This is a genomic window from Rhodococcus sp. KRD175, assembly GCF_017168275.1.
Classification (GTDB): Bacteria; Actinomycetota; Actinomycetes; order Mycobacteriales; family Mycobacteriaceae; genus Rhodococcoides; species Rhodococcoides fascians.
On the sequence record NZ_JABFAQ010000004.1, the window covers coordinates 539746 to 565482 of the forward strand.

The 25737-nt window shown below is 64.2% G+C and carries 18 protein-coding genes and 1 pseudogene; 9 read left to right on the top strand and 10 right to left on the bottom strand.

Features of this window, described 5'->3' with window-relative positions:
- Positions 1 to 108 precede the first annotated feature (108 nt).
- From recC to recD, 3 genes are read left to right on the top strand one after another with little or no spacing between them, the layout of a single operon-like run.
- On the top strand, positions 109 to 3387 hold the full coding sequence (recC, locus tag J1M81_RS07065) for an exodeoxyribonuclease V subunit gamma (RefSeq protein WP_206497818.1): 3279 nt from the start codon (positions 109 to 111) through the stop codon (positions 3385 to 3387).
- The gene (locus tag J1M81_RS07070) at positions 3384 to 6716 is read left to right on the top strand and encodes a UvrD-helicase domain-containing protein (RefSeq protein ID WP_206497819.1); all 3333 of its coding nucleotides are present in this window, start codon (positions 3384 to 3386) and stop codon (positions 6714 to 6716) included. The genes recC and J1M81_RS07070 overlap by 4 nt, the downstream gene beginning before the upstream one ends.
- Positions 6713 to 8575: an exodeoxyribonuclease V subunit alpha gene (gene recD, locus J1M81_RS07075; RefSeq protein WP_206497820.1), complete on the top strand. Its 1863-nt coding sequence runs from the start codon at positions 6713 to 6715 to the stop codon at positions 8573 to 8575. Before J1M81_RS07070 ends, recD begins: the two co-directional genes overlap by 4 nt.
- Before the next feature lie 4 nt (positions 8576 to 8579).
- Here recD and J1M81_RS07080 read toward each other — a convergent pair whose 3' ends face one another.
- The 4 genes and pseudogenes from J1M81_RS07080 to J1M81_RS07095 all read right to left on the bottom strand — a co-directional run bounded on the left by J1M81_RS07080 (position 8580) and on the right by J1M81_RS07095 (position 13286).
- Positions 8580 to 9422, bottom strand: a complete 843-nt coding sequence (locus J1M81_RS07080) for a hypothetical protein (RefSeq protein ID WP_052061242.1) — start codon at positions 9420 to 9422, stop codon at positions 8580 to 8582.
- Between the two features lie 79 nt (positions 9423 to 9501).
- Positions 9502 to 10671 (bottom strand): annotated as a pseudogene (locus J1M81_RS07085) (sulfite reductase subunit alpha); the annotation flags it as partial.
- Positions 10672 to 10782: 111 nt separating this feature from the next.
- On the bottom strand, positions 10783 to 12255 hold the full coding sequence (locus J1M81_RS07090) for a DUF2079 domain-containing protein (RefSeq protein ID WP_196250948.1): 1473 nt from the start codon (positions 12253 to 12255) through the stop codon (positions 10783 to 10785).
- A 50-nt stretch (positions 12256 to 12305) separates the two neighbouring features.
- Entirely contained in the window at positions 12306 to 13286 is a 981-nt protein-coding gene (locus J1M81_RS07095; RefSeq protein ID WP_027497694.1) for a GTP pyrophosphokinase family protein, read from the bottom strand.
- 90 nt (positions 13287 to 13376) lie between these two features.
- Between J1M81_RS07095 and J1M81_RS07100 the strand changes: the two genes are divergently transcribed.
- Positions 13377 to 14351, top strand: a complete 975-nt coding sequence (locus J1M81_RS07100) for a sigma-70 family RNA polymerase sigma factor (protein WP_027497693.1) — start codon at positions 13377 to 13379, stop codon at positions 14349 to 14351.
- Between the two features lie 6 nt (positions 14352 to 14357).
- On the opposite strand, the gene J1M81_RS07105 is transcribed toward J1M81_RS07100, so the two are convergent.
- Together J1M81_RS07105 and J1M81_RS07110 are read right to left on the bottom strand one after the other, a co-directional pair.
- On the bottom strand, positions 14358 to 14765 hold the full coding sequence (locus tag J1M81_RS07105) for a VOC family protein (RefSeq protein WP_206497821.1): 408 nt from the start codon (positions 14763 to 14765) through the stop codon (positions 14358 to 14360).
- Positions 14766 to 14931: 166 nt separating this feature from the next.
- Positions 14932 to 15201: a hypothetical protein gene (locus tag J1M81_RS07110; protein ID WP_032364406.1), complete on the bottom strand. Its 270-nt coding sequence runs from the start codon at positions 15199 to 15201 to the stop codon at positions 14932 to 14934.
- A 267-nt stretch (positions 15202 to 15468) separates the two neighbouring features.
- On the opposite strand from J1M81_RS07110, the gene J1M81_RS07115 reads away from it, so the two are divergent.
- Both J1M81_RS07115 and J1M81_RS07120 read left to right on the top strand, forming a co-directional pair.
- Entirely contained in the window at positions 15469 to 16650 is a 1182-nt protein-coding gene (locus tag J1M81_RS07115) for an NAD(P)/FAD-dependent oxidoreductase (RefSeq protein ID WP_032399157.1), read from the top strand.
- 58 nt (positions 16651 to 16708) lie between these two features.
- Complete coding sequence (locus J1M81_RS07120; protein ID WP_206497822.1) at positions 16709 to 17935, top strand: hypothetical protein; 1227 nt, start codon at positions 16709 to 16711, stop codon at positions 17933 to 17935.
- Here the strand turns inward: J1M81_RS07120 and J1M81_RS07125 are convergent.
- From J1M81_RS07125 to J1M81_RS07140, 4 genes are read right to left on the bottom strand one after another with little or no spacing between them, the layout of a single operon-like run.
- A complete protein-coding gene (locus J1M81_RS07125) occupies positions 17852 to 19294 on the bottom strand; it encodes a GntP family permease (RefSeq protein WP_206497823.1) in 1443 nt (480 codons plus the stop codon). The two genes, J1M81_RS07120 and J1M81_RS07125, sit on opposite strands and share 84 nt — an antisense overlap.
- Positions 19291 to 19929 carry a bifunctional 4-hydroxy-2-oxoglutarate aldolase/2-dehydro-3-deoxy-phosphogluconate aldolase gene (locus J1M81_RS07130; protein ID WP_032399159.1) on the bottom strand — a complete coding sequence of 213 codons (639 nt, stop codon included), beginning with the start codon at positions 19927 to 19929 and terminating at the stop codon, positions 19291 to 19293. Before J1M81_RS07130 ends, J1M81_RS07125 begins: the two co-directional genes overlap by 4 nt.
- Entirely contained in the window at positions 19926 to 21539 is a 1614-nt protein-coding gene (locus J1M81_RS07135) for an amidohydrolase family protein (protein WP_032399160.1), read from the bottom strand. The genes J1M81_RS07130 and J1M81_RS07135 overlap by 4 nt, the downstream gene beginning before the upstream one ends.
- Before the next feature lie 13 nt (positions 21540 to 21552).
- Positions 21553 to 22836 (bottom strand): alanine racemase, encoded by a 1284-nt coding sequence (locus J1M81_RS07140; RefSeq protein WP_032399161.1) that lies wholly within the window; start codon positions 22834 to 22836, stop codon positions 21553 to 21555.
- A 114-nt stretch (positions 22837 to 22950) separates the two neighbouring features.
- Here J1M81_RS07140 and J1M81_RS07145 point away from each other — a divergent pair, with 114 nt between their 5' ends.
- The 3 genes from J1M81_RS07145 to J1M81_RS07155 are packed head-to-tail and all read left to right on the top strand — an operon-like array spanning position 22951 to position 25165.
- Positions 22951 to 23973, top strand: coding sequence for a sugar kinase (locus J1M81_RS07145; protein WP_052061244.1), 1023 nt, complete (start codon positions 22951 to 22953; stop codon positions 23971 to 23973).
- Positions 23970 to 24722, top strand: a complete 753-nt coding sequence (locus tag J1M81_RS07150) for an IclR family transcriptional regulator (RefSeq protein WP_032399162.1) — start codon at positions 23970 to 23972, stop codon at positions 24720 to 24722. The genes J1M81_RS07145 and J1M81_RS07150 overlap by 4 nt, the downstream gene beginning before the upstream one ends.
- Positions 24723 to 24763: 41 nt before the next feature.
- Complete coding sequence (locus J1M81_RS07155) at positions 24764 to 25165, top strand: RidA family protein (RefSeq protein ID WP_032384918.1); 402 nt, start codon at positions 24764 to 24766, stop codon at positions 25163 to 25165.
- Positions 25166 to 25737 lie beyond the last annotated feature (572 nt).

A 25737-nucleotide genomic window follows, 5' to 3' on the forward strand; every position in this document is an offset into this window, starting at 1 on the left:
CGGTGCCGAGGGCTCGACTCACCGGACAGAACTTGTCGGTGGCTCGAGTAGGGTCGTCACCAGTCCGAATTCGGGCGTTCTCAGACGAGCAGGCAGGGGACTTCGACCGTGTTGACGCTCCACCGCGCCGAACGTGCAGGAACGCTCGCTGCAGCCCTCGCCGATGTACTGTCCGAGCCGCTGCCCGATGCCTTCGTGCCCGAAATCGTGTCGGTGCCGGCAAGAGGTGTCGAGCGGTGGCTCACCCAGCGTCTGTCGAGCGTCCTCGGGACTCCGGACGGTGATGGAATAGCCGCGAACATCGAGTTCCCGAGCCCGGCGAGATTGGTCGCGCGCACCATCGCCGAGGTCGACGGCATCGATCCCGACGACGACCCGTGGTCGCACAATCGAGTGCTGTGGACCGCGCTGTCGGTGATCGACGACTGCCGCACCGAACCGTGGGCCGCGGTGCTCTCCAAGCATCTGGGATCGGGGTCTGACGATCATCGGGTAGGGCGCCGCTGGTCGACGGCCGCGCACATCGCGGAGCTGTTCCGCGCCTACGGATCTCAGCGACCCCAGATGCTGCGCGACTGGCGCGCCGGACGATTCACCGACGGGCTCGGCCAGGAACTGGACGACGACCTGACGTGGCAACCGCGGATATGGAGCCTGGTGCGCGAGCGGATCGGCAGTCCGAGTCCCGCCGAGCGCCTTCCCGATACGTGTTCGACACTGCGATCGGAACCGAACGCGGTGGACCTACCGTCCAGGTTATCGGTGTTCGGTCCGACTCGGCTGACCGCCGACCAGCTCGACATCCTGCACGCACTCGCGCACCACCGCGACGTCCACATCTGGATCCCACACCCCAGCCCGTCGATGTGGTCCACACTCGCCGACGTCCCGGCGGCCACCCGACGGCGCGACGACGTGACCGCCCTGGCCGTCGAGCACCCGCTGCTGGCGAGTCTGTCGCGCGACGTGCGGGAACTGCAGGCAACCATCGGCTCGATCGCCGATCACACCGTGCACCACGAAGGGCCCGGACCAACGCGGACCTTGCTCGGAACGATCCAATCCGACATCGCCGGCGACGAAGTGCCCTCTCACGCAACGACGGTCGGCGATCCAGCGCTCGCCGACGGCACCGTGCAGATTCACGCATGTCATGGGCCTGCCCGCCAGGTCGAGGTGCTGCGCGAGTCTCTACTGCATCTGTTCACCGACGACCCGACTCTCGAACCCCGTGACGTGCTCGTCATGTGCCCGGACGTCGAGACCTATGCGCCGCTGATCCGTGCCAATTTCGGCCAGGCCACATTGGTGCATCCCGGTCATCGACTGCGGGTCCGGCTCGCCGATCGGGGCCTGCGTCGCACCAATCCGGTACTGGATGTGGTGGCTACGGTGCTCGACTTCTCCGAGGGGCGAGTGACGGCCAGCGAACTACTCGATTTCGCGGCGAGCGGCCCTGTGCGGCAGAAGTTCTCGTTCACCGACGACGACCTCGAACGCCTCCGCGAATGGGTTGCCACGTCCGGAGCCCGCTGGGGTTTGACGGTACGACAACGAGAATCCTTCGGTTTGAACAACTTTCGGCAGAACACCTTCAAGTCCGCACTCGACCGTATCCTCCTCGGGGTAGCGGCGGACGAGAGTGGGAACGACTATCTCGACCTCGCGCTGCCCCTCGACGACGTGGACAGTAACGACATCGGGCTCGCGGGCCGATTCGCCGAGCTGGTCGACCGGCTCGCCTCGGTACTACGGGCGCTGTCCGGGCGCGCCCCGGTGACCGAATGGACGCGGCAGCTCGGCCGCACCCTCGATCTACTTGCCGACGTGCCCACCGCCGACGAATGGCAACTGGCTCAAGCGCATCGCGAGATCGCCGAGGCCACCGAGCACGGCGACACCGCCGAGCTGCGGCTGGCGGACGTGCGCGCCATGCTCGGTGGCCGGCTCACCGGCCGCCCCACCCGAGCGAACTTTCGCACCGGAGAGCTCACCGTGTGCACGATGGTGCCGATGCGATCGGTCCCGCACCGCGTCGTAATCCTTCTCGGTCTCGACGACGAGGTGTTCCCCCGCGTCGGCAGCCTCGACGGAGACGACGTCCTCGCACGCGACCCGGCCGTCGGCGAACGCGACATCCGCAGCGAGGACCGACAGCTACTGCTCGACGCCGTGATGTCCGCCGAAGAAAAGCTACTGCTCTTCTACACCGGTGCCGACCCCGTCGACGGATCGACCAAGCCGCCCGCGATCCCACTGCGCGAGTTGATGGACGTCCTCGACGTGACCGCCGGCCGTAGCGTCGAACACCGGCATCCACTGCAGCCCTTCGATCCTCGCAATTTCGAGGCCCGACACCCGTTCAGCTTCGACACGGTGGCGTTGGCAGGCGCAGTGTCTCAGCAGCGGCCGTCCGTACCGGTGCCGTTGTTCTTGCCAGATGCATTGCCCCCAGCGAATTCGGGCGACGTGGAACTCGCCGACGTGATCGCGTTCGTGGAGAATCCGGTTCAGGCGTTTCTGCGTCAACGTCTCGGGTTTCGAGTTCCCGAGCTCGAAGACGATCTGGCGGACAGTCTCGACATCGAACTGGATCCGTTGGCTCGGTGGAACATCGGCGATCGGATGTTGGCAGCGGTGCTGGCCGGCACGGACATCGGCGAATTCGCCGACGCCGAGTGGCGGCGCGGCACGTTGCCTCCGTTTCATCAAGGTCGACGCGAGATGTCCGACATCCGCCGAGTCGTCGGAATCATCGCCGACGCGGCCGCGCCGTTTCACGAAGGCCCGGCCGAGACCACCGACATCGTGGTCGATCTCGGTGATGGGCGACGTCTGACCGGTACCGTCACCGGCATTCACGACCGGACACTCGTGCGTTCGTCCTATTCACGGCTGGCGGCCAAGCACAGGCTCGCGGCGTGGGTGCGTCTGCTGGCGGTGGCAGCGTCCGAGCCGGGGGAGTGGAGCGCGGTCACCATCGGGCGCGCCAGCGGAATGCGTCCGCCTCGCCGGTCCCGCCTGACGACCCCTCCGAATCCCCTCGCGGTACTCCGTGACGTGGTAAACCTGCGGGATCGCGGATTGATTGCGCCGCTGCCGATCTCGACCGGTACGGCAGCTGCCTACGCGGAGAAGCGGTTCGGCGGCGGATCGATCGAGGACGGATACGAATCTGCCGGTTGGGCGTGGCGCGGCGATTTCGGTGACGGCACCGACCGATCGTTGCGATACGTGCACGGCCCGACGCTCTCGTTCGGAACGTTGCTCGATCCGAGCCCTCTCGACGACGAGACCGACCCCGCGAACGAGCAGAGCCGCTTCGGAGTTCTCTCCCGCCGGTTGTGGGATCCATTGCTGGCCGCAGAGAACATGGGGAGCGCATGACCGCCGCACGCGGATTCGACCTACTGGGTCCGATGCCGACCGGGACGACCGTGCTCGAGGCCAGTGCAGGAACGGGCAAGACGTACGCGATCGTCGGACTCGCGGCGCGGTACATCGCCGAAGGACTGGCCGAAATCTCGGATCTTCTGCTGGTGACGTTCAGTCGGGCCGCGACCCAGGAACTGCGCGATCGCACCCGCAGCCGGTTCGCGTCGATCGCCCGAGACCTCGGTGATCCGGACTCTGCGCGTGGTGCTCGCGACCCCCTCGTCGCCTTTCTCGCCGCGGCAGACGACGACGAAGTGGACAAGCGGCGCCGGCGACTGCGTAAAGCGCTGTCGGACTTCGACGCCGGGACGATCGTCACCACGCACAGCTTCTGTCAACGCATGCTCGACGGGCTGGGTATCGCGGGTGAGCGCGAACCCGAATCCACGTTCGTCGAGTCGGTGTCGGATCTGCTCGAGCAGGTGGTCGACGATCTGTATCTGCAGATGTTCAGCGGCGACGACGAGGCACCACCGTTCGGGCGACGCGACGCCCAACAACTGGCCGCGGCTGCCGTCGGAGATCAACAGTCGATCCTGTATCCCGACATCGACGACCTCGACGGTGACGACGGCAACCGGGAAGCCGCCCTGCGGGTGCAGTTCGCTCGGGAGGCCCGCCGTGAGGTCGAGCGTCGCAAACGTCTTCTCGGCATCCGCGACTACAACGATCTACTCGGATTGCTGCACTCGGTGTTGTCCGATCCCGTGCACGGGGAGGCAGCATGCGCGCGCGTGCGAGACCGGTTCCGTGTCGTGTTGATCGACGAATTCCAGGACACCGACCCCATGCAGTGGGACATCCTGCGCCGGGCCTTTCACGGCTACACGACATTGATCCTCGTCGGAGATCCGAAGCAGGCCATCTACGCTTTCCGCGGTGCCGAAGTGCTGAGTTATCTGGATGCGGTGCAGTCGGCCGATCATCTGTACGAGCTGACGGCGAACTGGCGTAGCGACTCCGGGCTCCTCGACGCGTTGGACCACCTCTACGGAGGTGCCGCCCTCGGACACGACGACATCGTCGTCCATCGCGTCGAAGCGCGGAACCCGTTCTCGCGCATGGCAGGACATCCTCCGCTGCGGCTGCGCTATCTCCCGCGCACCGGAGCAGGGCCGTTACGTTCGGGATTCCCGGCGGTGGATCGACTTCGCTCTCGGGTGGCTGCAGATGTGGCGGCCGAGATCGTGACGCTCCTGTCCGGGAACGCCGTCATGGACCGGCCTGACGGGCCGAGGACGGTCGAACCGCGGGACATTGCGGTGTTGACTCGCACGACCAAACAGGTTGCGCTGATTCGAGATGCGCTCGACGCAGTGGGTGTGCCGTCGGTGGTGTCGAGCAGCACCAGCGTCTTCGGCACCGACAGTGCTCGACACTGGTTGTGGCTACTGCAAGCGATCGAACAACCGCACCGCACCGACCGCGTCAGACTCGCAGCCCTGACACCTTTGCTCGGTTGGACTGCCGCCCAACTCGATTCCGGAGCCGAGGACGCTCTGTCGCAGGTGAGCAGCCGGCTGCGTGAGTACTCCGTGCTGTTCGACGAGGCGGGTTTCGCGGCAGTGTTCGAGCGGGTGTCGGCGCAGTCGGGTCTCGATGCTCGGTTGCTCGCGGTCGAGGCGGGGGAGCGCACGATGACCGACCTGCGGCACATCGCCCAACTACTCAATCGTGCAGCGGTATCCGAATCGTACGGAATCACCGCTCTCACTCGGTGGCTCACCGATCGAATCAAGGAACCGGCAGCCGGCGGGTCCACCGATCGCAGCCGCCGACTCGACAGTGACTCGGCGGCAGTGCAGATCATGACAACGCACGGGAGCAAGGGGCTGGAATTTCCCGTCGTCTACCTTCCGTACGCCTGGGACACGCTCTACTTCAGCTCACCGTCGACCCTGCTGCTGCACGAGGACGGCCACCGCATCCGGGACGTCGGCGGTCCCTCCGGGGCCGGCTACGCAGCACGAAAGCTTGTCAACGATCGTGAAGAAGCCGGAGAAGAACTACGGCTGCTGTACGTGGGACTCACCAGAGCCCAGTGCCAGGTGGTGTTGTGGTGGGCACCGGGACGCAACACTGCTACGTCGTCGTTGCACCGCATGCTGTTCGGCCGCATTCCGGGGATTGCGCAGCCGGAGCCGTCGTACAAGGTGCTCGACGACGCCACTACCGCCAACCGCGTGCAATCCTGGGTCGGTCCGTCAGCGGATCTGATCTCGATCGAGGCAGTCGGCCCCACACCACCCTCGGATCAGCAGTGGGTTCGACCCGAGGAGGAACACCGCGACGTCACTGCCGCTCGCTTCGGGCGTGCTCTGGATTTGCTGTGGCGTCGAACGTCCTACTCGGCCTTGACGGCTCACGCGCACGATGCGTCGCCCGTCGAGCCGGAGGTGGGGGTGACCAGTGAGGCCGAGCGGCCCGAGAAAGCGGATGAGCCTGTCGAACCTCCGCTGGGAAGCGCGAACCCGGACGAGCCCGTGGACGGGATCGCGTCGCCGATGAACGGCATGCCGGCCGGTGCCGCATTCGGAACCCTGGTGCACGAGGCCCTCGAACACGTCGATACCTCCGCAGCCGATCTACTGTCCGAACTCGAGCAGCGCTGCAGAGCTGCCGTTGCCTCACGGATGGCAGATGTCGATCCGACGGCTCTGGCAGCCGCTCTGTTGCCGGTGATGCAGACACCGCTGGGCTTCGGGACGCTGGCCGACATCGCGCCGAACGACCACCTGGCCGAGTTGGATTTCGAGCTGCCCTTGGCCGGAGGCGACGACCCGGTGGACTCGAGCGTGACTCTGACATCGGTTGCGCAGCTGCTGCGTCGACATCTCGACCCGGCGGATGTCCTCGCGGACTACGCCGACCTGCTCGATGCAGTGGAAGCCACCCCACTGCGCGGCTTTCTCACCGGGAGTATCGACTCCGTTCTTCGGGTACCCGGCCCTCGCTACATCGTGGTCGACTACAAGACCAACCGCCTGGCCCGAGGCGATCTGACGACCGGCAATTTCACGCGCGAGAAGATGGCGCAGGAGATGATGCGGTCGCACTATCCGCTGCAGGCCATTCTGTATGCCGTTGCGTTGCACAGGTATTTGCGATGGCGGCAACCGAACTACCGGCCGGAGACGCATCTCGGCGGAGTACGGTACCTGTTCGTTCGCGGCATGGTGGGGCCGCAGACTCCGGCCGGCTGCGGTGTGTTCGACTGGGATCCGCCTGCGGCGCTGGTGGTCGAGTTGTCGGATCTACTCGCCGGAAAGGTACAACGATGACGAGTGTCTCGACGGCGCTGCGCGGCAGCGGAATTCTGCGGTCCTTCAACGACGCCGGTGTACTGACAGCGGCCGACGTGCACGTGGCGTTGCGGCTCGGTGCCCTGGCCGGGGAAGCCTCCGAACCGGTGCTGCTCGCCACGGCTCTGACGGTGCGCGCAGTGCGATCCGGATCGATATGTCTCGACCTGCAGCGACTGCGGGATGTCACGGTGGACGAGGAATCGGACGTGGATCTGAGCCTTCTTCCCTGGCCCGATCTGTCCGACGTTCTCGACGCGTTGGCGGTCAGCCCGCTCGTGCTCGGCAGCGCCAACGGGCCGCTGACGCCGCTGAAGCTGGTGCGCACCGACCTGGGTGAACTGCTGTACCTGGATCGATATCACCTGCAGGAGAATACAGTTCGAGGCATACTCGACGCTCGATCGCAGTCGCACCCCGTCGTCGACGGTGCAAAGATCGACCGTGCGTTGGCCGAATTGTTCATCGACGAATCCGGCGCACCCACCACCCCTCCCGATCGACAGCGGATTGCAGCAGCCCTCGCGGCGACGCACTGGACCACGGTCATAGCGGGCGGGCCGGGCACCGGTAAGACCCACACGGTGGCTCGAATTCTGGCGCTGTTGGTTCGAGAACACGGCAGCGATGTGAGAATCGGTCTTGCCGCCCCCACCGGCAAGGCTGCCGCTCGTCTGCAGGAGTCGGTGGCCGAGCAAGCGGGACTGCTGGGTCTCCCGGCAGAACTGAAAGCAATGACTCTGCATCGCCTGCTCGGGTGGAAACCGGGCAGCAAGACCAGGTTTCGTCATGACTCCCACAATCGACTGCCGTACGACGTGGTGGTCGTCGACGAGACGTCGATGGTGTCGTTGACGATGATGTGCCGGCTGCTCGAAGCAGTGCGACCGGAATCGCGGTTGATACTGGTGGGCGATCCCGATCAGTTGACGTCCGTCGACGCCGGAGCAGTGTTGGCCGACCTCGTCGCACGGCCGGTCACTGGCACCGAGAACCCTGTGTTGGCGCACCTGGTCGACGCGGATTTCGACGCAGCCGAGGATCCGGACGAGGCGGCGCTCAGTGCGTTCGAGCGAGACAGGTTGCGCGGCGGAGTGGTTCGGCTCAGCCGCGGTCGACGATTCGGTGGCGCGATCGCCCGTCTGGCCGTCGCAGTTCGAGACGGCCGCGGTGACGAGGTGATGAAACTACTCGAATCCGGTGACGACCAGATCTCGTTCCATGCACCCGAGGACACCGACGCATTGCGGGCCGACGTGGTCGACACCGCCGCCGAGGTCACAGCGGCGGCAACCCGCGGTGACGCCGCCGCGGCGCTGCTGGGACTGGAGAAGCATCGACTTCTGTGCGCGCACCGTGAGGGGCGGTGGGGCGTTGCGCTGTGGGATCGGCGGGCACTCGAGTGGGTGGGAGAAGCGAACAAGGCCTTCCTCGACCCCGCCTACTGGTACCCCGGTCAGCCGCTGCTGGTGACGGCCAACGATCACGAAGCGCGAATCTACAACGGAGACACGGGTGTTGTGGTGTCGGGTGAGAACGGAACTCCGATGGCTGCTTTCGCGCGGGGTCGCGGCCACGTTCTCATTCACCCGAACGTCCTCTCTGCCGTCCAGACCGTGTACGCGATGACGATTCACCGGAGCCAGGGAAGTCAGTACGACACCGTGTCGGTTCTGTTGCCCGCCGAAGCATCGACTCTGCTCACTCGCGAGTTGCTCTACACCGCGATCACCCGTGCGCGGTCGCATGTACGGGTGATCGGCACCGAGGAGGCCATCCGAGCCGGAGTCGAACGTCAGGTCCTGCGGGCCAGCGGATTGCGGCGAAGGATTCTGTAGCAGTTCAGCGACAGGCGTGCCGGTCCGATCCGGCTGCAGCTGCGATACTGCGGGCAACCAACAGCCAGGTTCGGGCCAGTCCCGTCCACACCGCGATCGAGGTGCCTGTTCCCTCGGCTGCGCTGCGGTCCGAGTGTGCGGCAGCCGAGCGATGCAGGGCGAGCGCGTGTAGACCGAGTTCGTCGATGTCCGCCCCCACGCACACCGAGTGCACTGTTTGCGCGTCGGCTTTTCGACCGGTCAATTGGCACAGAGTGTGCAGTGATCGCAGTTCGTCGGGAACGTCGGTGATGTCGAACGGGGGATCGGTCGGTGTCGAGTCGACACGGCTGTCCCCGGCAGAGCTGGACCGGACGCCGACGATTCCGCGCTGGAGGTCGATCGGCCCCGAGGCGGCTCCGTCTGCGGCGACGCCCCACACGCTGAGAAACGACGGATGGGGAACGTTCCACAGCTCGCGGAACGCCCGGGTCACCATCTCGGCGACGAGAGCAGCGTCGGCCCTCGAATCCGTTCGCGTGAGATCGATGACCGACCCGTCTGCGACGGGCTTGCCGCGGTCAAGCCACCCGAAGTCGAGCAACTGAACGTCGAGGGTGACCGACTCGGGTGCCTCTGGATACAGCAGCGAGGGCAGCGACGCGATCGACACCAGGGCCCCGTCTCGAGTTGCTGCGATGTCGATGTACGGCCGGAGCCCGCGCTCGCCCGGGCTGGCTTGCGCGGCCGTGACAGTGATGTAGTCCCGCATCGGCAGCGACCGCAGGTGCGCGTGCAGATTCTCGGTGAACGTGCCCCATGCACGCGCGGTGGTGGAGTCGAAATGGTCGTTCTGCACTGCGTTCACGGTGCACACCCTCTACTCGGACGAGAACTTCATTGCTGTGCCCGTGACGGTAGCGAGGGGGTCCGACAAGAACGGCCCGTCAGTAGACGTCGCGCAGATAGCGCTTGGCGCGCTTGAGGTCGTTCACGTAGTCCTCCGCGGCGTCGGAGGAGCGCCCACCGTGTTCGGCGACGACCTCGTGGAGTGCCTCGTCGACTCCCTGCGCCATGCGTGACGCGTCTCCGCAGACGTAGATCTGTGCGCCTTCTTCGAGCCAGCCGTACAGCTGTTTTCCGGCCTCGCGCATGCGGTGCTGTACATAGATCTTCTCGAACTGGTCGCGCGAGAACGCCAGATCCAGCCTGGTCAACAGACCGTCACGCTCGAAGTCCGTGAGTTCGTCCTCGTAAAGGAAGTCGCTCGCTCGATGTTGGTCCCCGAAGAACAGCCAGTTTCGGCCCGACGCACCGCGAGCCCGACGTTCCTGCAGAAACGCACGGAACGGTGCTACTCCGGTGCCCGGACCGATCATGATGATCGGAGTGTCGTCGGAAGGAAGTCGGAACGACTTGTTGGCCGAGAGAAACACTCCCGCTTCCTGCGCGTCGCCGACACGATCTGCCAAGTACGTCGAGCACACCCCGCCGCGATCTCGCTCGGCCGATCGGTATCTCACGGTCGACACGGTGAGGTGAACGCTTCCCTCGTGCGCTGTCGGCGACGACGAGATCGAATAGACGCGGTGCTGCAGGGGACGGAGCAGGCCCAGGAATTCAGCGGGGTCGAGAGCACCCGACCGATCGAGGTCGAGAACGTCGACGACGTCGCGTCCCCATGTCCACGCGTCGAACGACGCCCGGTCGCCGTTCTGCAGCACGTGGTCGAGTTCGGCATCACCGGCCCGCTCGGCGATGGCTTCTATCAGGTCCATCGACGGTATGCCGATTTCGTATTCGGTGGTCAGTGCCTGGGCGAGGCTGATTTCTCCGGACTTGGTGTGGACGGCCGTGTCTGCGGGGACACCGAGACGGTCGATGACGGCCGAGACCAGTGCGGCGTCGTTGACGGGTTTGACGCCGAATCCGTCTCCCGCCTCGTAGGTGATTCCGCTGTCACCGAGGTCGATCGAGAAGTGTCGTACTTCTTTTGCAGAGGTGGGACCGGACAGCAATCGGTTGCTCGACACCTGCGCGCGGTACGGATTCTTCCGATTCCACGGTGACCGCTTCGATGCTGTTCGGGTGGTGCCGAGGTCGCCGGTTCGAGCGTCGATGTCCTGTACCTGCCTTGCCGTAGCTGTCGTGATCGGTCGAATGTCGAGAGTTCGAGAACCCCGTGGTATCGAAATGCCCGAACTGATCGAAACCTTAGTAGGGACCGCTCAGTTGCGGTGCAGCACCTCGATACCGTCCACGGAGTAGACGACGTCGTATCCGGTGGTCAGTGCCCGGTCGATCGCCTGCCGATCGCCGCGTTCGTCGGTCGGCCAACCCGCGGGCCGTTCTCGGTTGACGACGATCCAATCCGGGACGGTCGAGTCGGTCGGTCGCTGCGGAAACACCGAGACGTCGTGGTCGGCGACGAGTTGTGCCACGAGGTTGTTCGACGCCGCAACGCGGTCACCGGCGGGGATCCAGGCCGAGATGTCGCGGGCAGTGGCTGCCTGTGGATCGACACGCCACTCCTCGGCGTGCACCATCCGCGACATGGGCAGGAACGGTAGCGCCACCAGTGCGAACGCAGCGACGAAGGCGACGATCGCTCGTCGACCTCGTTCGGTCAGCTGGGCGTGGCGCTCGCTGCGTGCCAAGGCGTCGATCAGGGCGACGAAGACGATCACCATCAGAATGGCGTTGTAGTGGTAGATCGGTTTCCAGAAGTTGGTGTTGTCGCTGAGGAAACGCCAGGCAACCGTCGGTACCGCGACCAGCAGGAGTGGAGAGCGCAGCGCGAAGAACCCCGTGACGGCAAGCAGCAGAAACGCCGTCGCGGCCCGGGAGTCTCCGGCAACCAGCCCGTGCGCGGTATCGGCGATCCCTTCGCCGATGGGCGGCAATTTCGAGCCCTGGCCGTACGAGTCGTCGGAGCTCAGCGCGGGAACGATCACCTTGACGGTCACTATCACCCAGGTCAGCCCCCACACCGCGGTCATCGCGCCCAGGATGCGCGGGCGGCCGGTGGTGAACAGGGCAACCAGTGCGCCGATGACGACGACCGTCAAACCCATGTCCTCTTTGACGAACACCAGCGGAAGAGCCCAGGCCAGAGCGGGCACCCAGCGTTCGCGAACGAGAGCCACCAGGGACATTGCCAGTAACGGCATCGCGAAGGCCACTTCGTGGAAGTCGAAGTTCAGCGCGGCTTGTACGCCCCACGACAGGCCGAACGCGCCGGCAATCACTGTTCCGACGACAGTGCCGAATTTCTGCACCGCCAACCGGCTGATCGGAATCACCGCGAGCGCGAACAGAACCGCCTGAGCGACGAGCAGCGTCTCGGCATGAGGGAAGACGCGATACACCGGACCCAGCAGGGCCGTGATCGGCGAGAAGTGATCACCGAGGGTGTTGTAGCCGGTGCCCAGCAGATCGGAGGTCGGAGCCCGAAACTGCGAGTACGACGCGACCTGCTGCACGAATATTCCGAGGTCGAAGCCCGATGTGCGCAGTTGACGGTGGCCGAGAACGGACATCGTCGAGTACAGCGATGCAAGGAGTACGAACGCGACGGTCGGGACCATCACATCGGGAGACCGGAGTCTCCTGCGCAGACGGCCGATGGCACGTGTGCCGGTCGTAGTTGCGGCGACGCTATCGCCGTCGGTGACGACCTGGGATTTCTCGGTAGTGGTCACGAGATGGCATGTCTACCGGACCGACGTGAGATCTTCCTGAGAAACGCCGGTCAGCGCTTGCGTTTCTTTCCTTGCGTGCGCCGCGGCGGCTGCGAGGTCAGGTGGTAGTACAGCGCGTCCTCGGAGTCCTCCACGACGACGTCGATGTAGTCGCCCACCTCGAGGTAATCGTTGACTGCGATGCGATCGGTCGAGCCGATCACGGCTTTGACCGACCGTGCGGGGACGAGCCCACGGCGCCCGTCCGGACCGACGGCCAGGGCGTAGCGGGGGCCGGTGCGCGTGACGCGTGCCCGGATGAAGTCGGGGTCCTTGGGGATCGGGTCGGGTGCCACCACGCTGCCGTCCTTCGAGGCGGCGGTCAGCGAGTCGAGCTGCGCGGCGAGATCGTCGGCCATGGCGTCGACTTGATCGAGCAGGTGCGCCATGTGCGCGGCGTAATCGGTGTGCTTCTTGGTCGGTTTGAGTGCTTCACCGGGCTTGTACATGTCCTCGTGGGTCAGCTCGCCCCACGCGTCCTGCAGCCGCGTCTTGACCTGAACCTCCACCTTCACGTCGAGGTCGCCCTGATGAGTGGCCACTCGTACGACAAGCACAGCGTGATATGCCCGGTATCCGCTCGGCTTGGGAAACGAGACGTAGTCGGTGGGCGGCTGCGCGAACCGCACCGAGCATTTCGGATCGGTACACGCGCGCTCGAGTGCGGTGACGAACGAGAGCTGGTCCCGTGGGGTCTTGCACAGCACCTTGATGCCGACCAGATCGGGCAGTGCGTCGGCCACGGCGTCGGCGTCGTGCGGTTCGCTGATGCGTCCCTCGGACAGATATCGACGGAGTTTGTCGGCAGATCTGCCAGGGTCCTTGATCCGCGCGGTCTGGGCATTGAGTCTGTCTCGGTCGACATCTTCGAGTATCTCGTCGGCGATGGTCTCGAGAAAATTCTGTGCGGTGACGAGTGCGGCTTCCCACGCGCGACGACGATGCAGATACAGCTCTTCTACCAAGTCGTCGATGCTGCTGAGCGATGTCACGAGCCGAGGTTAACCCAGAGGCCCGACCAATCCCGGCGGTGGCGCGCGATCGGCCGTCGATGCGGGCGAACCCGGTTTAAGCTCTTCCGCATGACCGTGGCATCTGTGCAGAACGACGACTTCGTCGCGCAGTTCGATCCGTTCCGTCGCGAGCTGTTGGCGCACTGTTACCGCATGACCGGGTCCATCCACGACGCCGAGGACATGCTCCAGGAGACCTACATCCGCGCCTGGCGGGGGTACGCCAAGTACGAGGGCCGATCGTCGCTGCGCACCTGGCTGTATCGAATCGCAACGAACACGTGCCTCACCGCCCTCGAGGGACGAGCCAAGCGTCCGCTTCCTACCGGACTCGGCGCGCCGAGTTCGGGCCCGACCGACGAGCTGGTGCAGAACAACGAGGTGCCGTGGCTCGAACCGATTGCCGACTCGGATCTGGCCGACTCGAACGACCCGGCCACGTTGGTGGTGGGGAGGGAGTCGGTTCGCCTCGCGTTCGTCGCGTCGCTGCAGCATCTGTCGTCGAGACAACGCGCAGTGCTGTTGATGCGCGAGGTGTTGCAGTGGAAGGCCTCCGAGGTCGCCGAGGTTCTCGCCACGACGACCACTGCGGTCAACAGCCTCCTGCAGCGGGCCCGCGAGCGACTCGAAGAGATCGCTCCGGAACTGGACAACGTGGAACCCATCGAATCTGCCGAACTGCGCCAGCTCCTGGCCCAGTACGTGGAGTGCTTCGAGCGTTACGACATCGACCGGCTGGTCACACTCTTCACCTCGGACGCGGTGTGGGAGATGCCCCCGTTCGTCGGCTGGTATCAGGGAGCCGAGACGATCGGATCGCTCATCCGAAACAACTGCCCCGCCCAGGGAGCGGGCGACATGCGGATGGTGGCGACATCAGCGAACGGTCAACCTGCGTACGGGCTCTACATGGTGGGCGAGGACGGAATACATCGACCGTTCCAACTACACGTTCTCGACGTCGACGCGCGAGGCGTCGGGCATGTCGCCTGCTTCTTCGATCTGTCGCTGTTCGATCGATTCGGACTGCCCGACCGCCTCTGAGCGACATCAGCTCGTCGGAACGGCCGAGGGGTCCATCCACATCACTTCCCACACGTGATCGTCCAGATCACGGAATGCTCGGCCGTACATGAACCCATGATCCTGCGGTTCCATCCACTTCGATCCACCCGCGGCGATGGCCGCGTCCGTGAGTGAGTCGACCTCGGCGCGGCTGTCGGCCGAAATACACATCAGTACCTCACGAGCCGACGTCGTGTCGCAGATCGAATCGGAGATGAAATCCCCGAACCTCGATGTGGCCAGAAACATCACCGTGGCCTGGTCGCTGACGATCATCGAGGCGGTGTTCTCGTCGCTGAAAATGTCGTTGAACTCGAACCCGAGACCCTCGAAGAATGCGCGGGTGGCCTCGACATCGCGGACGGGCATATTGGCGAACAGCAAACGGGACATGGATGACACCTATTCGTCGGGTACCGGCACGACCGTCGAACAACGGTCGTGCCGGTACTGACAACGGTCCGTCGACAAATTCACCGGTGCCGTGCCCAGACACGACGCGACCCCGCCGAGACGTGCTCGACGGGGTCGCGGACTGCGAAATAAAGGGGGAAGGACGTTACCGGGTGATCTGCGCGAGGCGGGAAAGCATCCGCGAGAAAACACGGCCGTCGTTGCCGAGATCGGCGTAGGGGTCTGCTGTGGTGTCCGACACGGTGGCGTCGGGCGTCACGGCAGCGAGGGTGCGCGCCAAGCGGGTGCGGCGCTCGATGGCGTCGAGGATGTTGGCGTCCAGCGTTGAAACTTCGTCGAAGAGTTGGTCGACGTCTGCGATCGCATTGTCGGCATTGCTGGTGCCGGCTGCGAGCGAATCGATCTGAACAGTCACATCGTCTCCTTTTGTTCGCGTCCTGAGGTGTGAGTCGTTCGTCCGAGCCGAACCGTTACAACCCAAAATGTGTGAACGCGATGTTTCGTCTCGCAAACCAAGATGCCCACCGGACGGGCCTGGGCCAACCTTTACGGGGTGTGATGCTGCATACAGTTCGTTCGGTTCGATTTGTTCCGGCCTTCCGAACCGAGGCGTCGGAGTGGTTGCGCTCACGCGGTTCCGGGTAGCCAGGTCGTCGATACCCCCACGTGCAAGGAGTGAGCGATGCGATACGACTACCTGATCATCGGCGGCGGAATGGTTGCCGACAGTGCTGCTCGTGGGATTCGTGAACAGGACGCAACGGGTTCCATCGGGATCTTCGGGGCTGACTCCGACGAGCCGTACACGCGCCCCGCGTTGTCGAAGAAGTTGTGGACCGACAGCGAATTCGGCCGTGATCAGGTTCCGCTCGGTACCGCCTCGGACACCGGTGCCGAGGTCCATACGGGTACGCGTATCGCGTCGGTTGATCGGTCGAAGCAGGCGGTCACGACAGCTGCCGGCGAGAACCACGAGTATGGAACGCTCTTGTTCGCAACCGGCGCAGCGCCGACGCAGATCGACCTGTCGCCCAGTCCGCGAGTGATCTACTTCCGCACCTTCGCCGATTACCGGATGTTGCGGGAACTGACCGAGACCGCGGAGCACATAGCGGTGGTGGGCGGCGGCTACATCGGAACGGAAATCGCAGCAGCGCTGTCTCAACAGGGTGTCAAAGTCACCTTCGTCACGTCCGACGACGTCGTGGGCAGCCACATGTTCCCCCGCTCGCTGGCCGCCGGATTCGACAAGGGGTTCTCCGATCACGGGGTCACCGTGCGCCGAGGAACCAAGGTCACGTCGGGTGCGGAGGCGTCGGCTCGTGTCCAGCTGCAATTGGACGACGGGTCCGCGGTGGAAGCAGATGGGGTCGTGTTCGGCCTCGGCGTTCGGCCCAGCACAGACCTGGCCGAGGCGGCAGGTCTCGAGGTGGACAACGGCATCGTCGTCGACGAGTTCCTGCGCACCGCGGACGAGCACATCTACGCGGCCGGCGACGTGGCCAACTATCCGGACGCCATTCTCGGTCGCCGACGCATCGAGCACGTGGACAACGCAACCGAGATGGGCAAAGCGGCGGGCCGCAATATGGCAGGTGCCGGCGCGGCCTACACCTACACCCCGTACTTCTATTCCGACGTGTACGACGACGGCTACCAGGCAATCGGAACGGTGGCAACGTCGCTGAACACGGTGGAGGACTGGAAGACGATCGGCAAGGAAGGCGTCGTCTACTACCTCGACGACGATGCCGTCGTGCGCGGGGTACTGATGTGGAATGTCTGGGAGGGGCTGGACGAGGCGCGCACCTTGCTGGCCGAGAAGAAGCCGCACACGGAGGAAACCTTGAAGGGGTTGATCTGAACTTTCTGGAACACTCGACGGCGAGCACGCCGGACCGCGGTGCGACCGAGGAGAAATCATGTCTCAGTTCGATGCAGGCGATTCGGCACAGCAGCGCGCTCGATTCGATGACCGGGTGCATCGCCTCTGCGCCGACTGTCGGCTACCCGGCCATTCCGAGCCGTTGTCCGACGCCGCCGCAACGGCCGTCGCGGCGGGCAGGGTCGATGAAGCAACCAGAACGGTGCTCATCGCTCGGTGGCGTGCGGGGCGTTCTCTCCCGTCGGTCGGGGGATTCGGAACCCTGCGGCAGTTGGTGGACGAGCGAGATCGATGGCGTGCCAAGGATTCGTCGGGTAAGCCCGGCGCGGCCTTGGTCTACAAGTTGCGAGCCGCGGAGTCGAACAAGCGGATCGAGCATCTGCGAACCACGGTGGTGATGTCGAATCGGCATTACGCCAACGGCGTCCGCGCGGCACGCAAGGAACGTCGCGAAGGTATTCATCTCGACCTGGAACAGCGCGACGCGGTCTTCGATGCACTGATGCACACGCCCGCACCCATCAAATTCGGGGTGCTCGCCGAGCGAGGTCTGACGTTGGCGGACGCCGCAAAGGATCGAGTCAGCACGCTTGCGCGTAGAACGCCCATCGACAAAGGGGTGCAGTGGGCAGCCGGGGTGGTCGATCAGTTGATCGATCGCAAAGACGATCGATTCTCGGACCGCTACGACACGCTGCTGTTTCTCGCGGGCACCTCGTTCGATCGCATACATCGCTCGCCGGCGTGGCAGTCGACGTACTTCGAGTTTCAGCGAAGCCAGGTCGATCTGTTCGTCGAGCTTGCCGAAATCTCGGTCGACGCAACGTCTTTGCGGTCGGTAGGGGAGGAGTTGATCCGTATAGGTCGGACGATGGTCGACGAGGACACGGCGGAACAGGTCGAATCACGTCGCCGCGCACTGGAAGTCGTATGGACCCAGTTGACGGGACGAGTGGCTGCGTTGGTTCGTTTGGCCGATCTGGTCGAATCTTCGGAGGGTGAAGCACGTACGTCGGACGCCATGGCTCGCGCCCACAGCCTGGACGATCGAATAGACGATCTCGTCGGACGGTCGGGGAGCCGGGAGATGTCGGCAGAGAACACGCACTTCGTCGGTGATCAGGTGCACTCCCAGTGGCGCGATCAGGTGCCCACGTCGACACCCGACCGCGCCCTCGAGCTAGGCGATGATCGCGAAGAGAATGCCGGCAACCGCGAAGCTGACCACGGACAGAATCGTCTCGAGGACGGTCCACGTCTGTAGCGTCTGCTTGACGGTGAGGTTGAAGAACTTCGAGATGATCCAGAAGCCTCCGTCGTTGACGTGGCTCGCGATGATCGAGCCCGCTGCGATGGACATGGCGATCAATGCGACGGCGGGGGCCGAGTAGTCCTGCGCTGCGACGAGTGGGCCCACGATGCCACCGGTGGTGACGATCGCGACGGTGGCCGAACCCTGTGAGACGCGCAGTGCACAACTGATGATGTACGCGAGGACGATGATCGGTAGACCTGCTGCTGCCATGGTGTCGGCCAGTGCAGTGCCGATCCCTGTGGCAGAGATGACCTTTCCGAAGAATGCACCCGCGCCGACGACGAGCAACAGCATGCCGACCGGGCGCAGCGACTCACCTGTGAGCTTGCTCAGCTCCTGAACGGTGGACCCGCGGCGGATGCCCAGAACGTAGAACGCGATCAGCACGGCAATGAGAAGTGCGACGGCCGGAGTGCCGAAGAATGTTAGCACTTCGAGCAGATTGCCCGGGTCGAGCAGGATGCTGCCGAAGGTGGCACCGAGGATGAGGACCAGCGGCACTGCGATGATCGCGCCGATGGTGCCCACCGAGGGAGGCGTCGTGACCACCGGTCGTGCGGTGGTGACGGCACCGGCGCCACCGTTCGAGTCGCGGGGCGAGTCGTCCCCGTCGTTGATGAAGTCGTCCGGAACCTCGACGATGACGCGCTTACCGATCCAGTTTCCCCATACCAGGCCCGCAGCGATGAATCCGGGTATGCCACAGATGAAGCCGAACAGGATCAGCCAACCGAGATTGACCTCGAGCAGTCCACCGAGTGCCACCGGCCCGGGGTGCGGCGGCAAGAATGCGTGCGTCATCGACAAGCCGGCGAGCATCGGCAACGCGTACAGCACCAGCGACTTTCCGCCCTGGCGCGCGGCGACGTACACCAGCGGGGCGAGCACGAAGATGCCGATGTCGAAGAACACCGGGATACCGAAGATCAATCCGAGCAGGCCCATCGCGACGGGTGCGCCGCGTTCGCCGAAAATTCCGAGCAACTTGGCGGTCAACGCCTTTGCGCCGCCGGACTTTTCGAGTATGGCCCCCAGTACGGTGCCGAGGCCGATGATGACGGCGATATGCCCGAGAATTCCGCCGAAGCCGGTCTCGAGCAACGACTCGTTGCTCTTGATCGCGGTTCCGACGATTTGATTGACCGGAAGACCGGCAGCCAGGGCCAGGCCGAGTCCGACGATGAGCAGTGCGACGAACGGTTCCAGTTTGATCTTGATGATCACGACGAGCAACACGGCGATTGCTATGCCGCACAGCACCAGAAGGCCGGGTGTCGAGGTTCTCAGCCAGTCGACGGCAGAATTCATGACAGTTCTTTCTCGTTGGCGGTTTCGATGGCGTGGACGAATGCCCGGGCTCGTGCTGCGATGTCGTCCCACTGAGCGGTAGCAACAGAATTCGGTGGCACCACATCCGTGCCGGCAGTTACAGCCACTGCTCCGGCTGCCAGAAAGTGCGCGGCATTTGCGGCGTTGACGCCGCCGGACGGGACGAGACGTGCATCCGGGAACGGACCGAGCAGATCCTTGAAATAGGCCGGTCCGACGGTGCGCGCCGGGAAAATCTTCACCGCGTCTGCACCGTGGTCGAGCGCGGTCATCACCTCGGACGGGGTGAGTGCCCCCATCATCAGCGGTATGCGCGCGGCGGTCACCACGGCGGCGACGTCTGACCGCAGCCCGGGTGTCACGACGAAACTGGCGCCCGAGTCCAGGGCGGCCCGGGCTTGATCGGCTGTGAGGACCGTTCCGGCCCCCACGATGGCACCCGCATCGGATGCGGCGCGGATGAGGTCGAGGACTCCCGGCGTGGTGAACGTGAGCTCCACGGCGCGAATTCCGCCGCCGGCCAGGGCGTGTGCGAGTGCGGCGGGATCCGAGATGTGCGGCGCGCGCACCACGGCGAGTGCGCGGTCTTCGAGAATTGCCGTCAGTGCATTCACGACGTCTGCTTTCTGGCTGAGTCCATACGCAGGGCATGGCCTGCCAAGGAGTGGGTGGGAAGGAAATCGTCTATCGCGAACGAGCCGTTCACCATCACGTGGCTGATTCCCTCGGCCTGCTGTTTGGGCTCTTCGAACGTGGCGGTGTCTCGAACGGTGTCCGGGTCGAACACCACGAGATCGGCAGCATGACCCACGGCGATCGTGCCGCGCCTGCGCAGTCGTAACCGTGCAGCCGGACGACCCGTGAGGTGATTGATGCACTCCTCGAGTGAGAGCAGTTGCTCGTCCCGCACGTAGTGGCCCAGATAGCGGGGGAACGTTCCCCACGCACGCGGATGTGGCTTTTCGCCTACGAGAATGGCGTCACTGCCGCCCATGTGGCGCGGATGCTGCATGATCTCGCGAACGTTCTCCTCGTGCCCGACATGCTGCAGGATGGTCGTGGCCAGAGCGTCGCGGCGTAGAAAGTCGAAGAACACGTCGACCGGCTCGAGCCCTTCGTCTGCCGAGATGTCGGCCATCGTGCGACCGACGTACCGGTCGAGTTCCGGGTTCGATACTCCGCTGAGCTGAATCGTCTCCCACTCGACGGTGACTCCGTGGCAGCCGTCCGAGCCGTCGACATCGACGTCCTGCGCTATGCGGCGACGCTCGGCCGGATCGTCGAGTCGTTCCAGCGCTCGGTCCGGCCCACCCGACATCGCCCAACTCGGCAGCAGCGCAGACAGAGTCGTGGCCCCGGGTAGGTACGGATACGTATCGAGCGTGACGTCGCAGCCGTCGGCGATCGCGGAGTCGACAAGATCGAGAAATTCACGTGCCCGACCACGATTGACACCGAAGTTCATCGTTGCGTGGGTCAGATGCAGGGCGCATCCGGTTTCTCTGGAGAGATCGAGCATCTCCTGGTAGGCGTCGAGTGCACCAGCGCCGTACGACCGGGTGTGGGGAGCATAGAACCCGCCGAAGTCTGCCACTACCTCACACAGTGCTCGCAATTCGCTTGTGTCGGCATACATTCCGGGTGTGTAGGTGAGTCCGCTCGACATTCCGACGGCACCGTCCTGCAGGCCCTGCGCCAGCAACTCCTGCATGCGGGTGATCTCGGACGGCGTTGCGGGACGTCGATCGGCACCGACGGCCAGGTAGCGCAGCGTTCCCTGCGGAACCAAATATGCGGCGTTCGGAGTGATGCCACGGTCGAGTCGGGCGAGATACTCGGCAACCGTCCGCCAAGAGAAGTCCAGATCGACGGGATTGCCGTTCCACCCGGCGATCTGTCGCCGGATGACGTCCAACGTCGCATCGTCGATGGGCGCGTACGCGATGCCGTCCTGTCCGATCACCTCGGTGGTGACACCCTGGCTGATCTTGGCGAAGTGCCCAGGATCGGTCAGCAACCCCAGATCGGAGTGCGCATGCATGTCGATGAAGCCGGGGGACAGGACGTGACCTGGTGCTGCATCGACGATTCTGTCTGCACTGGAAAGGCTTCCGGGCTCGACGAGTGCTGCAATGGTGCCATCACGGACGAGAACGTCCCGACGCAGCCGCGCGGAACCGGTGCCGTCGATGACGTCGAACCCGCGAAATAGTGTGTCCGCCATCAAGTTCTGCTTCCTAGAAAAAGGTGTGTATCAGATCGACCACGAGTGGGTCGTCGCTGTCCGAGTCGTCCACGACGGGGATCAGACGCCATTTGTCGAACGCAGTGCAGGGGTGAGAGAGGCCGAGCCGCAGCACCGCCCCCACCGGAAGTGCGTCGGCGTCGTCTGCCGGTAGTCGAAGAAAAGCATGCTGGTCGTTGAGTGCCGTCACCTCCGCGCCCTGATCCAGGAGCTCATTACCTCGAACACGTTGCGGGACGGGCATTCCTTCGTCGAAAGGAAAGTCGCGCTTACCTGCGTCCAGCAATGCGAGGCCGGGCTCGGGGCGTGACACCACTCGCGCCCATCCGTGCATCGCAGAAACCAACGGCGTCTCGGTTCGGGCGGGAGTCAGCGGTGAGATCTGCGAATAGAAGCCGTCGTCGTGCGCCACGTAGGCCCCGGATCGGAGCACGACGTCGGTGCGCACGCCGTTGCCCGAGGTCAGAGAATGCAGGCGTTCGACCACCAGATCCTGGTACGCGCTCCCGCCTGCGGTCACAATGGCGTGATCGCCGTACAGTCCTTCGGCATCGAAGGTGCGATGCAGTGCGGCGAGAGTGTCGAGGTAGGTGCGTACTGCCGCGAGACCGGCCTCGGAACGGTCGTGGCTCAGGGCACCCTCGTAGCCGCCCACACCGGCCAGTGCGAGACGCGGTGACGCGGCGATCTCCCGTCCTACTGCGACGGCCTCCTCGGTCGTTCGCGCGCCGGTTCGTCCGTGCTCGCCGCCGAGTTCGACGACGACGGACACCGGTCGATCGCCGTGGTCGCCAAGGATGCGGTTCATCTCTCGCACCGTGGCGACGCTGTCCGCCCAGCAGTAGAACTCGAACTCGGGATGCGAGTCCAGTTCGGCAGCAACCCAATTCAGAGCAACAGGATCGACTTCGGCATTGGCGAGAACGATTCTCTCTACACCGAATGCGCGTGCCACCTGAACTTGCCAACCGGTAGCGAGGGTGATGGCCCAGCAGCCCGCATCCAGTTGCTGCTTCCACAGTTGGGGAGCCATGGTCGTTTTGCCGTGGGGTGCCAGGAGGACGCCCGCCTTCTCGGTCCACTGCGCCATCACATCGACGTTCGATGCGATGCGTGTCCTGTCGAGGGTGAGTACTGGGGTGGTGAACTCCGACAGCCGCGGCGCGGTGGCCAGAAAGCTCTCGGCGCTCTGTCCCCACGATCTCGCTGGAAGCGATTTGTGTTCGGGCCCCAGGAGTCGTCGACTCAGCGCCTCGACTCCGGCAGTGTCGATCACGGCAGTCTCCTCGAATTCTGCGTTGCGCTATATGCAACGACGGTTGCGTATCGTGTCTTTCATTTGTAGTCTGCATCCAACGATGCATTCCCGCAAGAGTTCGAGGAGACGGACATGGCAGCCCCCCGGGTGGTGTGTGTAGGCGAAGGCCTCGCTGTCCTCGTCGCGGACCCTGGCCCACTGGAACGGTCGGAGACGTTCCATCGCACGGCTGGAGGTGCGGAAGCCAACGTGGCTCGTGTCCTCGTCCAGCTGGGAATCGAGGCTGCGTGGGTCTCGCGGGTGGGTGACGACGGGTTCGGCCGATATCTGGTCGCGGAACTCGACGCTGCCGGTGTGGACACGTCGGGCGTGATCGTCGATAACGGGCGGCCGACGGGCCTCTACATCAAGGAGCGCGGATCGGGGTCCGATCACCGTCACGACCTGCCTCTGGGAGACAGCGCGATGACGTACTACCGGTCTCTTTCGGCTGCTACTGCGCTCTCGCCCAACGATATTCACGACGAGGTGCGAGCGGCGATCGACTGCGCCGACATCGTCCATTTCACCGGCATCACCGTCGCCATCTCACCCACTGCGGAACAATTGACGCGAAGCCTGATGGCCGGCCCGTCCACTGTCAGCTTCGATCTCAACTATCGGCCGGCCTTGTGGGCCGGGCGTTCGGACGACGCGGCCCGCGTCCTCGGTGAGCACGTCCGCGGTAGCGACATCGTGTCGATGGGTGCCGACGAGGCCGCTTCGGTGTTCGGGACATCGAGTCCAGTGGAACTACGCGAGATGTTTCCCGAGCCCCGTCATCTGGTTATCAAGAACGATGCGCACACGGTGACGGCATTCGAGGGAGTCGTGCGAGTCGACGTCCCCGCATTGACACTCGACGTCGTCGAAAAGATCGGTGCAGGTGACGCTTTCGCCGGCGGCTTTCTGGCCGCGTTGCTGATGGGATACAGCGCGGCGCAGCGTGTGCGATTCGGACATCTCTGTGCCGCAGGCGCATTGACCGGCCACGGTGATGTAGCGAAAGTCCTGCCGCACGACGAACTGGCAGCACTGGCCGGAATCGACGACAATGCGTGGGCGACACTCGACTACGCGGCCGTGGCAGCGATGCACACCGAGGCGGCGTTGTGAGCCAGAGCTTGTCGAGGGCGCTGACGATCCTGGGATTGCTCGGGGACGGATCGAAGTCACTCGACGAACTCGCCGCAGTCCTCGGTGTACACAAGACGACGGTGCTGCGACTGCTTCGGACCATGGAATCGGACAGGTTCGTCAGCCATGGAGCAGATCACCGGTACCAACTCGGTTCGAGGCTGTTCGAGCTCGCAAATCACGCGCTCGAGCAGCGAGACGTGCGCACCGTCGCGCGACCGCATCTCGCTGCACTGAACTCCGACACGGGCCAGACGGTGCACCTGGCCACGTACGAGGCGGGGGAGGTCATCTACATCGACAAGTTCGACGCACAGCAGAGCGTGCGGATGTACTCACGCGTCGGCCGGCCGGCACCGCTGCACTGCACCGCGGTGGGAAAGATACTGGTCGCAGGCCGCCCGCGCGCCGAACGAGAAGAGATCGCTCGACGCATCACGTACACGCCGTTCACGGAACGCACGATCAGCACACCGGAGCAATACCTGCGCGAGCTCGAGCTCGTGGACCAGCAGGGTTTTGCGGAGGACCGTGAAGAACACGAATCTTTCGTCAATTGCATCGGCTGCGCGGTGCGCAACGGGACCGGAGACGTGGTGGCCGCGGTGTCCATGTCGGTACCGGACATGTTGCTCGACCACCAGCAGGTACTGGCTGCGCTGCCCGCAGTGCGCGGCACGGCAGCGGCAATTTCCGAAGGACTGGGCTGGCGGCCGCCCGATCTATAAGACCGCCCACTGACAAACGACAGTTCGATGGAAGGAAAATCATGAGCGAAAAGATCGAAATCCGCACCACCGGTGCCCCGGCCCCGGCACACACCTTCTCCCAGGGGGTGCGGAAAGGGCCGTTCGTGCAGGTTTCGGGTCAGGGCCCGGTGGATCCGGCGACGAGCGAATACCTGTTCCCAGGTGACGTCGCCGCGCAGACCACTCGAACCTTGGAGAACGTCAAGGCAATCGTGGAAGCCGGCGGCGCGACGTTCGACGACGTCGTCATGCTGCGCGTGTACCTGACCAAGCGTGAGGACTTCTCGATCATGAACGACGCCTATGGCGAGTTCGTCTCGGCGAACACGACAGGCGACGTGCTGCCGAGCCGCACGACCGTGTTCACGGGGCTTCCGCGCGAGGAGATGTTGGTCGAGATAGACGCCATCGCCGTCGTCTGACTGCACGCTCGACCCAGATGTTCACACGAAAAATACATCTGACCAGGCGATTTGCGTAAGCGTTGGTCTTCGCGTAACTTTTGTCGAGTCAGAGCGACACGGACACCGACCCGGTCTTCACAAACCGGGACAACGAGGTTGTACGGAGTACGTCCTGAACAACCCAGACAAGGCAGAGGTTATCAGCCATGTCTGGGGTTCGAGCGTGTAAGCCCCGGACGTTGCCGTTCACACGGTGACCATGGTGTGTGCGTGTTCTTTGAGAACTCAACAGTGTGTCGATGAATGTCAGTGCCGAATTTTATTTGGTGAAAGCATTCGATGTATCAGCCATCCGCTTGTGGTGGTTGTTGTCGGGTGTTGTTTTAAAAATGCTAGTTGAGTTTTTTTTGCTAGTGATTTGACTTGATGTCTTTGACTGATTCACGGTCTTTCGGGACTGTTTTTTCGCAGGTCTTTTACGGAGAGTTTGATCCTGGCTCAGGACGAACGCTGGCGGCGTGCTTAACACATGCAAGTCGAGCGGTAAGGCCTTTCGGGGTACACGAGCGGCGAACGGGTGAGTAACACGT

Bases quoted from the DNA above. Each gene is read 5' to 3' on its own strand.
- recD (WP_206497820.1), top strand. From the start codon at position 6,713: ATGACGAGTGTCTCGACGGCGCTGCGCGGCAGCGGAATTCTGCGGTCC.
- J1M81_RS07125 (WP_206497823.1), bottom strand. From the start codon at position 19,294: ATGAATTCTGCCGTCGACTGGCTGAGAACCTCGACACCCGGCCTTCTG.
- J1M81_RS07115 (WP_032399157.1), top strand. From the start codon at position 15,469: ATGCGATACGACTACCTGATCATCGGCGGCGGAATGGTTGCCGACAGT.
- J1M81_RS07105 (WP_206497821.1), bottom strand. From the start codon at position 14,765: ATGTCCCGTTTGCTGTTCGCCAATATGCCCGTCCGCGATGTCGAGGCC.
- J1M81_RS07155 (WP_032384918.1), top strand. From the start codon at position 24,764: ATGAGCGAAAAGATCGAAATCCGCACCACCGGTGCCCCGGCCCCGGCA.
- J1M81_RS07070 (WP_206497819.1), top strand. From the start codon at position 3,384: ATGACCGCCGCACGCGGATTCGACCTACTGGGTCCGATGCCGACCGGG.
- J1M81_RS07145 (WP_052061244.1), top strand. From the start codon at position 22,951: ATGGCAGCCCCCCGGGTGGTGTGTGTAGGCGAAGGCCTCGCTGTCCTC.
- J1M81_RS07135 (WP_032399160.1), bottom strand. From the start codon at position 21,539: ATGGCGGACACACTATTTCGCGGGTTCGACGTCATCGACGGCACCGGT.
- J1M81_RS07120 (WP_206497822.1), top strand. From the start codon at position 16,709: ATGTCTCAGTTCGATGCAGGCGATTCGGCACAGCAGCGCGCTCGATTC.
- J1M81_RS07100 (WP_027497693.1), top strand. From the start codon at position 13,377: ATGACCGTGGCATCTGTGCAGAACGACGACTTCGTCGCGCAGTTCGAT.